The organism is Enterobacter cloacae complex sp. 385G4, assembly GCF_057320665.1.
Map to the genome: position 1 here is coordinate 23,711 of NZ_JBXWDD010000018.1, position 8,512 is coordinate 32,222.

6 protein-coding genes are annotated in these 8,512 nt (G+C 52.6%); 3 read left to right on the forward strand and 3 right to left on the reverse strand.

The window, feature by feature from the left end:
• Positions 1-55 precede the first annotated feature (55 nt).
• Together AC2FAJ_RS22845 and AC2FAJ_RS22850 are read left to right on the forward strand one after the other, a co-directional pair.
• A complete protein-coding gene (locus tag AC2FAJ_RS22845) occupies positions 56-274 on the forward strand; it encodes an ANR family transcriptional regulator (protein WP_120247323.1) in 219 nt (72 codons plus the stop codon).
• Positions 275-319: 45 nt separating this feature from the next.
• A complete protein-coding gene (locus AC2FAJ_RS22850; protein WP_045630694.1) occupies positions 320-1,069 on the forward strand; it encodes a prepilin peptidase in 750 nt (249 codons plus the stop codon).
• Positions 1,070-1,186: 117 nt separating this feature from the next.
• Here the strand turns inward: AC2FAJ_RS22850 and AC2FAJ_RS22855 are convergent, their stop codons facing one another.
• The 3 genes from AC2FAJ_RS22855 to AC2FAJ_RS22865 all read right to left on the reverse strand — a co-directional run bounded on the left by AC2FAJ_RS22855 (position 1,187) and on the right by AC2FAJ_RS22865 (position 5,558).
• Positions 1,187-2,953 (reverse strand): lytic polysaccharide monooxygenase, encoded by a 1,767-nt coding sequence (locus AC2FAJ_RS22855; protein WP_126296588.1) that lies wholly within the window; start codon positions 2,951-2,953, stop codon positions 1,187-1,189.
• 16 nt (positions 2,954-2,969) lie between these two features.
• Entirely contained in the window at positions 2,970-3,407 is a 438-nt protein-coding gene (locus tag AC2FAJ_RS22860) for a hypothetical protein (RefSeq protein WP_041911163.1), read from the reverse strand.
• A 378-nt stretch (positions 3,408-3,785) separates the two neighbouring features.
• The gene (locus AC2FAJ_RS22865) at positions 3,786-5,558 is read right to left on the reverse strand and encodes a S8 family serine peptidase (protein WP_232927308.1); all 1,773 of its coding nucleotides are present in this window, start codon (positions 5,556-5,558) and stop codon (positions 3,786-3,788) included.
• Positions 5,559-6,246: 688 nt separating this feature from the next.
• Between AC2FAJ_RS22865 and AC2FAJ_RS22870 the strand changes: the two genes are divergently transcribed.
• The coding region (locus tag AC2FAJ_RS22870; RefSeq protein WP_485454540.1) for an inverse autotransporter beta domain-containing protein at positions 6,247-8,512 on the forward strand (2,266 nt) is incomplete at its 3' end.

The following is an 8,512-nucleotide window of genomic DNA, read 5'->3' on the forward strand; positions in this document are numbered from 1 at the left end:
CAATTATTTTATCGTCGCTATTGATACGCTGGGATTTTTTCTAAAGGGCTTAACGATGGACTGGCAAAGCGACAAACGCGATCCTGCTACCCTGTGGTTTTCACTTTCTTCACGAGCGGCAGAACATGAACAGGGAAAGGAGTGGCATATCGCGGCATTATTGTGGAAAGAAGCGGCACAATATGCAAAAGCGCATCTGAATATTGAATGGGCAAACTTGCGCGGAGACTTTTGTACTTTACGTGCAAACAGGCTGCCTAAATATAACGAGTAGTCTCTGCTATTATCGGAGATTGCATGTCCCTCAGAGTGTGGAACCATGGTTGAGAGTGTAATACTCGTTTTTAGCGTTTTTCTGGGCGCCATTATCGGCAGTTTTTGCAATGTCATCATTTATCGGCTCCCCTTGATTCTCCACGGTGAAGCACTCTCTTTATCGTGGCCTGCTTCCCACTGCCCACGCTGTAAACACCCCATTAAATTTCGCCACAATGTTCCTCTGATGGGCTGGCTGCTGCTGCGCGGGCGCTGCGCCAGCTGTGGTCAGGCGATATCGTGGCGCTATCCGCTGGTTGAAGGGCTTATGGCGGTGCTGTACGGGGTGATTATCTGGCAGCAGGGCGTCACGCCGCAGAGCCTGTTCGACCTGCTGGCGGTGACGTTTTTGCTGCCGCTGCTGTTTATTGACCTACGCACCATGCTCCTGCCCGACCGTCTGACGCTCCCGCTGCTAGTGATGTCGTTAGCGTTTGCCGTCAGCGGCTATAGCCGGGTGGAGCCAACGCAGGCATTAATCGCCGCTCTGCTGGGATTTGGCGTGCCCTGGACGCTCTCTTTGCTGTTCCGTTTATTGCGCGGCCATGAAGGGATGGGGATGGGGGATATGAAACTGCTGGCGGCGATCGGGGCGTGGCTTGGCCCGCTGGCGCTGCTGGATGTTTTTGTTGCCTCGACCCTGCTGGCGCTGATCACGGCGCTGATTCTGTTGCGGATCAAGCCCGGTCAACCGTTTCCCTTCGGACCGTATCCAATTATCGCCGCGATAGGGTGGGTGATCTTATATCGATAAAAAAGCGCCGGAACGAAGGGGCGATTTCCGGCGCAAAAATGATAACGAAAGTGTAGGCAGGGAATGATAATGTGAGGCGCGGGTCAGTGAAGACCCGGCCAGAGTTAACTTACAGTATTATTTGCACTCTTTAGGCATGTTGGCAGCACCTTCTTTCTTCCAGACGCCCCACTCGCCATCGGAACCAGGCTTAACGCCTCGGGTTTCCCAGCTGTTCAGCCAGATGTTGCCCTCATAGCTCACTTTTTCACAAGGTGTCTTGTAAGTCTTGCTGTGATCCCAGGCTTTTACATCGGTTTGCGCCGGGCGCAGCTTGATCACCTTCGTTGCCGTAGAGACTTTACCGGTGTCAGGCGCCGTCACTTTCACCTGCAGCGTCACGTCCACATTGTCGGTATACGGATGTTTACCCATGAGGTTGGTGCTGAAGTTATTTGGTGACGAGATCTGAATCTTATCGGCGTGATTCAGTGCGGACCATTCAATTTTTGCCCCTTTTAACGAGTCATTGTTTTTGGACACGACGGCGGCAGCAATAACGTCACTGCCAACGATGGTGTCCTGGTTGTTGCCCGTATTGATCTGCACATCAGAAGCCTGCTGCGCTTCCTTCACGGTCACGGTGATATCGTCGGTGCTGGTTTTGCCATTTTTGGCCGTCACCGTCAGGCGATAGGTCACTTTACCGATTTTGCCGGGTTTAATCAGCGCACGGGCTTTTGCCGCGTGGACGGTTGAAACCCATTCGCCACCGTTAGCAACCTGCAACGCACCAATGTCCTGCCCTGAAACGATAGTCCATTGGTATTTTTCAGCATTGACGCTTGCGGAACCGTTAAGGTCATAACCACGTGATTCACTGTTGCTGTAAACGGTGAAGTCACTGCCTGCCTTCGCCTCCGGTGCCGTGCTATCCGCTTCAGCTTTGGCATTCAGGGTGACGGTTTTTGAATCACTCACGTTTTTATCATTGGTGACGGTCAGCTTCACGTTGACGGTAAAATCGCTCTCAGGTTTAGCCTTCAGGCGAATGCTGGCTTTAGCACTGGTGCTGTTTTCCAGAATGACCTTATCGGCATTGCTGGTGACGGCCCAGCTGTACTTCAGCTCTTTCCCCGTTGAGGCGCTACCGTCCAGCGACAGCGTGCTGGTTGACAGGTTATGACTGGATGGCGTGACGTTGGCCACCGGTTTGGTAATGACTTCACCGCCAAAATCGACGTCAATCATCTGATAAAATGCGTTATCGGTATCGCGCACGCGCCAGACGGCATAAATTTTCTGCTTACCTTCACGCTCCGGTACGTCGCAGGTGTGGGTTTCGAAGCCTGTCGGGAGAGAAATATCGGCCGACGGGTTGCCTGGCGCATAGGTATAAACCTTATGGCAGAATGGCTTATCTTCAAACATCGCCCTGGTCAGGCGCGAATCCGCACCCGGAACAGACTGCCAGTCCGGCTTAGTGATGTAGTAGGTAAAATAGGTGGTGCGGTGCTTAGCCGGTAAATGCCATTTAAACTGGTGCGGACCCGCAGACATAGGGTTGTTGTAGGTATTCTGCTTTTCGTCATCAAGCTTGCTGAAGGCGGGAGTTGCCGTTGAACCACCGCTTGCCAGTTTTCCATCCGGCGGGAACTGGAACAGCTGTTCGTTGGCGATCGGGGTTGGGCTCATATCGTTGCCAGCCGGGAGCTTCGGCGCTTCCACGGCGTCAGCAGGCCAGACGTTACTATGCTCACCTTTATCGTTCATCGGCGGGAAATGAATCACCGAACGGGATTTTGGTTCAAAAACATAGCCATGCGCCAGTGCGCCCGTGGAATACATACCAATCAATGCCACGGCTAACGCCGACGTAATATTATTCATCTTGAGTAGTTTCAAAATAATCTTCCCTGAATTAATTGAAGGACACTTCTACGTGACTGAGAGGGTTGTTCTGTTTGGCATACACCTTATTTGGCTCTGACTCATCAGGTGTAATCTCGCCGTTGCTGTGCCTGAAACCGGCACGCAGTTCGGGGTGCTGCTGATTGATAGCCTGGGCGAGGGCGTAGGACCAGTGGGCCTCTTCGCCAGCAAGAATGGTGACGCGCGTTTCCAGATTTGGCAGTTCGGTTCCGTCGTTAAAGAAGCGTGCACGAATCGTTTGCCCTTCAACGACCTTCACTTTCTCACCGTTGACGGCGCGTTCCAGCGTGCCTAGTTCTTTCATGCAGTTCTGGTGACCCTGTTCGCAGTTTGCCGATGGCGAGGTCGTGGCGGCGTTAGCTGAAACGCTGACGCCCGCCCCTGCCAGTAAAGCGGCAAGGACAAAAGCAGATCCTGTTAATTTCATAAGTTCCCTTATTTATTACTGAACAATAACGAAAAGTTAATCTCACCTGCGGCGCAGGTAAAAAGGCGTTATTACCGTGTGATAACAGGGACAAATAGTAACGGGAGGAGACAACCGGCTTGAATAAGAGACTTCTCTGAGCAATTAAGAGTCGGGGAGTTTCGGCAGAGAAGAGCGACCGTTCGTGCTGTAAAGAGGGCGGAGCGCGACAGAGTATGAAATAGTACTGCCAATTTCAGTCCTTGACGCATATTAATAAAATCTGAGCGAGTACGGAGTTTACGAAATGACGTTTTTACGGTTGTCCTGAGTGTTGAATTAATAAAATAAAGCCTGGCTTATATCCAGGCTTTACTATTATGTTAACCAAAAGGGTTTTTAAGGGCAGCTATTATTAGCTGCATCCGACGTTCGCCATGCCCCCCACTCACCGCCGCTTCCTGGCTCTTCTTGTCCTGCGTTGACATACCACTGATTCAGCCAGATTTTGCCGTTATGCGATACGCGGGTACATTTCACCGGGTAGGCGATCCGCGGGTTATACGCTTCTGCGCTGTCATCAGGAATATCAGGTAACTGTGGTTTTTTCACCGTTACGGTGATCTTCTCAGCGCTCACGCTACCGTCTTTGCCCGTGACGGTTAACCAGTAGGTTGCTTCTCCGTCTGTATTGGCGGGAATGAGTGCCCGGGCGGTAGGCCCTGAAACTTCACGTACCCAGCCTCCGGCATGTTTCTCCTGTAGCCAGAATGTGCCAGTACTGTTTTTGTCGATAGTCCATTTCCAGGAGACGGCATTCTTGCTGGCGCTCCCGTCTAACTGATACGCACGGGAAGAATCGGTCGTGCCGGTAACGGTAAAGCTTTCTCCCGGCACTGCCTTTACTTCCTCCTGTTCTTCCTCTTTGAGTTCCAGAATCCTGGCTACCGCTTTTGCCATATTGGGGTGAGTACCTACTTTCGCTGAATCCCCCGCAGCTAAAGGTGTACCGGTTTCCTGGAGAATGGAGCGCATCTGTTGAGGCGTGACGGTGATATTGTGCGCTTTTGCAATGGCCGACAGGCTGGCGACCACGCCTGCGATAATCGGGTTCGCGGAGGACGTGCCGGAGAAACTTGAGGTGTATTCCGCATTTTTTATGCTATGCAAACCGCCGTAACCCGTAGTAACCACATCCCAGCAGCCCCAGCTGGCGCTGGTCACACGTGAGCCATAGGTGCTGAAAGAGGCTTTTTTGCCATTGTTTGCACAAAACGCGCCCGCAATGATCGCGCCGGAATCCCGCTTTTTAACGTCAAATTTTCCATTAAATCCTGCATGATCGAGGTTGATATTGCCATTGCCTGCCGCCTGAATCACGTGCACGCCCTTATCCGTCAGCGCTTTTATCACGTCATAATAGGCTGGAGCGTTTTCCTGGGGGACATAGCAAGAGGAGGTGCAACCTGTCACATCTCCTCCGCCGGTCTGCATACCAATTTGCACCACATCTCCTGCCTGGAGTCTGGGGATCATATTGTAGAGATTATTGGCCTGCCATTTGACGTATCCCATACGGGCGTTCCACGTCAGACCTTTGATGCCCGCATTGATATCTTTCGCCGCCATAATCCCGACGGAGCTGGTGTCGTGATCTTCGCCTGGCGTATAGCGCTTATCACCTTCATGGAAATCGATCGGCGGCAAATTCACATGGCTGGTATTCCATGCGTTGTTTTCCATTGAGACCAGCGAAATGCCGCTACCATCGTGCCCTGAATACTGATTTACGCTGTCGCGATTAACGCCACCCATATAGTAGCCGGGCCGTTTTTCATCTGGCGATTTGGTGTAATCCTGCAATCCACGAAAATCCGGGACGGTGGCCTGGCTGGTACTGTTCAGGGCATAGCTCAGCCCGGAATAGGGCGGCAGGTCGGGAGCCGTGACCCCCTTTTCCAGCGATACCGGCATAGATTCCGGGTAAGCCAGCTCAATATCTTGTCGCGCCGCCAGTTCATTAATTACGTCATTGATATATGCCGCGTCATGTTGCTTATCGGCTGGCAGGGCTATACGTAAATAACGGTTAAAGCCGTAGCGTTCATTAAGCGCATCCATCTCGCTTAATTCACTGCTGCGTAAATGATTTGCCGTAAATAACGGACTCACGGCGAGGGTACTGTCGCGTAATGAAAAGGGTGAAGACTTATTAAGCGTTGTACCGGGTTTTAATTTCACGATAACGGAGAGATACGAAGTGCCTTCCCAGGCTTGCTCGTGCGCGACGGAATTTTGCGCAAAAGCGGGGGCACTCAAAAGTGCACAAATAAGCAGGGCCAGTCCAGTTTTATTCATGTCAACGATCTTCCTTATTAAATGACATCCAGAGTATTGCTGGGATCATCCTGCCATTAGGGGAAAACCTGCATAAGAAGAAGGTCAGCAATAAAATTGCGAGGTGTCTGTTCCATGTTAAGAATTACCTGCTCCGGAAAATATACGGCTGAAATTGGGCTGAGAAATTTATGAAGCAGGCTGAAAGAGTTGTTAAACATCAATGCCTAAGTATTGAATTTAATGAGGGGCGGAAAATCTCATGAACATCTCCTGAGTGCTGTATGGAGTTTAGGAATTATCTGGATCTTAATATCGCTAACCAGGGAGTTTAATTAATAAGGGATGCGTCACAATGCCCAGTGTTTCGTACTGTTCTTTACGTCAAAAATTATCCGTGTGGATAATCCTTTTACATTATTTATTTTCCATCTTTTTGCTCACTGTTCCCCCCGTCGCGCGGGCGCAAACTGAAACTCACGCAACCATTGAAAGCGAAAGCAATCAGCCCCTGCGGGATAAAATGGCCGGCATGTGGGGAAGCGCCCAACAAAACGGCGCGGGTGAAGCCCTGCGCGGTGCGGCAAATAGCGAGGTGAATGCCGCGTTAACCCAGGAAGTGGAAGCGTGGTTAAACAATATCGGCGGGAAAGCTCGCGTTACGGCAGATGTCGGTATTGGCGGGAGCGATAGCCGTGATTTCGGGCTGGACTATCTGTGGCCGGTTAAAATCTGGCAACACGACATTCTGTTCACTCAGATGAGTGCACACCGCTGGAACGAGCGCGATATCCTTAACGTTGGCCTGGGCTGGCGGCATACCTTTAACCCGCATCTGATGGCGGGTGGAAACCTCTTCTTCGATCAGGATGTCACGCGCCACCATAACAGAATGGGGGCAGGCGCCGAGCTGTGGAGCGATGGGATTCGTGCGTCCGCGAACTACTACCTGCCCCTGAGCGGCTGGCGTCATTCTGACGACAGCATGTTTAATGACGATCCCGACCGCTATGAACTGTATGAACGTGCCGCCCGCGGCTGGGATCTCAATCTGGAGACGGCCCTTTCACAGCACGTCGCGCTTAAATTGGGCTGGTTCCAGTGGTATGGCGATAAAGTGGACGTTAACGGCAGCCGCAGCGAGGCCAGCCACAATCCTCACGGGCTTAACCTCGGGCTTAAGTGGCAACCTGTGCCGCTGGTAGGGGTCAGCGCGGAGCAGAGCATGATTAGCGGGCAGCGGGATAACTTCTCTGTGGGGCTGAATTTCCACTGGGAGTTTGGCCGAAAACTTTCCGAGATGCTGGCAAGTGAAAATGCGGCGGCTTTGCCATCGCTCATGCAGTCCCGCACGGAGTTCGTTACCCGTAATAACAACATCGTTCTCGCCTATAAGCAGGAAGAAAAAGACAGACGTCTCTATTTCAGCCCGACGGAAAAAACCACGCAGGCTGGCGTGCCTTTGCTGCACGCGGTGAAAGGTGGGCAGGGGGGCGTCATTCGCTACACCTCCTCCAGCACGGCGATCGCGACCGTGGAGCCGGGCAGCGGTCTGGTGAACCCAACGCATCGGGGCGATGTCACCATCACAGCGACGGAAACGTCACCTGTCGATCCGGAGCACGTATTAAGTTCCGCCAGCTATCACCTGACCGTGACGCCGGGCGATTTTGCCCCTTCCGTCGAGGGCGTTGCCATTAAGGGGGAAATGTCCCCGGGCCAGATCCTGGAGGGGAGTTATCTCTATAAAAGCAATGAAGGGGAGGATGAAGATCCTGAGAAAACCCGGCTGCGGTGGTATGACGCAGAATCAGGCGAGACGCTGAAGGAAGGGAGTGCTACGTATGAGGTGCAAACGCGTGATATGGCCCGAAGCGTGGTCTTTGAAGTCACACCGTTCAACAAAAAAGGTATCGCGGGTAACAGTGGCTCGGCAAACGTTAATGGTAGCGCGAAGCTAGGCGCACTGCATATTGGCTTGATGACGCCGGGCGAAGTCCGCCCGGACGGCAGTGTGAAGTTTTATGTTCAGAGGAATGGCGCTCTGCAACTACTCACTGAAGTAAAAAACGATAAAGAGGAGGCGGTGGGAGGGCTGACGGTTTACTGGACGAGCCAGAATGCGTTGGGTCATTTGTCACAACACGTAACGCACACCAACCCTAAAGGCCAAACGTCGGTGAGTGTGGAAGAAATTATGAGCAGCGGTCAGGATCAGATCACGGCCTCGCTCTCTCCGCTGGTAGCAGGCTATAGCGGCAACGTTACTGAAGATAATGGCAGACACAGCCATATGAAACTGAACGTCAATTTTGCCAAAGCCGACAGACTGACCTTCATTCAGCCTCCTGAGCACGCAATGGTGGGCGCAGCCCAGCCATTTACGGTGAAACTCACCGATCAGGATGGCGAAGACTTTAAAACGAGTGTTGATATCGCCTGGCAAAGCAACGGTCATCCGACAGACCAGCTGAGCCATACCAATGATCGGGGCGAAGCAAGTATTACGCTGACAGCTCCAACGCTGGTGGGGACAGACTGGGAGGTAACCGCTACCGTAGAAGGCGGAAACCCTGTGACGGTAAAAATTCCCCTGGTGGCTGATGTTGCAACGGCAAAAGTCAGCGCGCTGGAGGTGATCGACAATAACGCCGCGGCAGACGGGACGGACACCACCCGCGTCAGGGTGACGGTGAAAGACGCCCATGAGAACCCGGTTGCCGGGCAGGTGGTGAATTTCAGGTCAGGAGAGGGGGTTATCCTTCCGGCAACGGCAACGACGGAGAAGG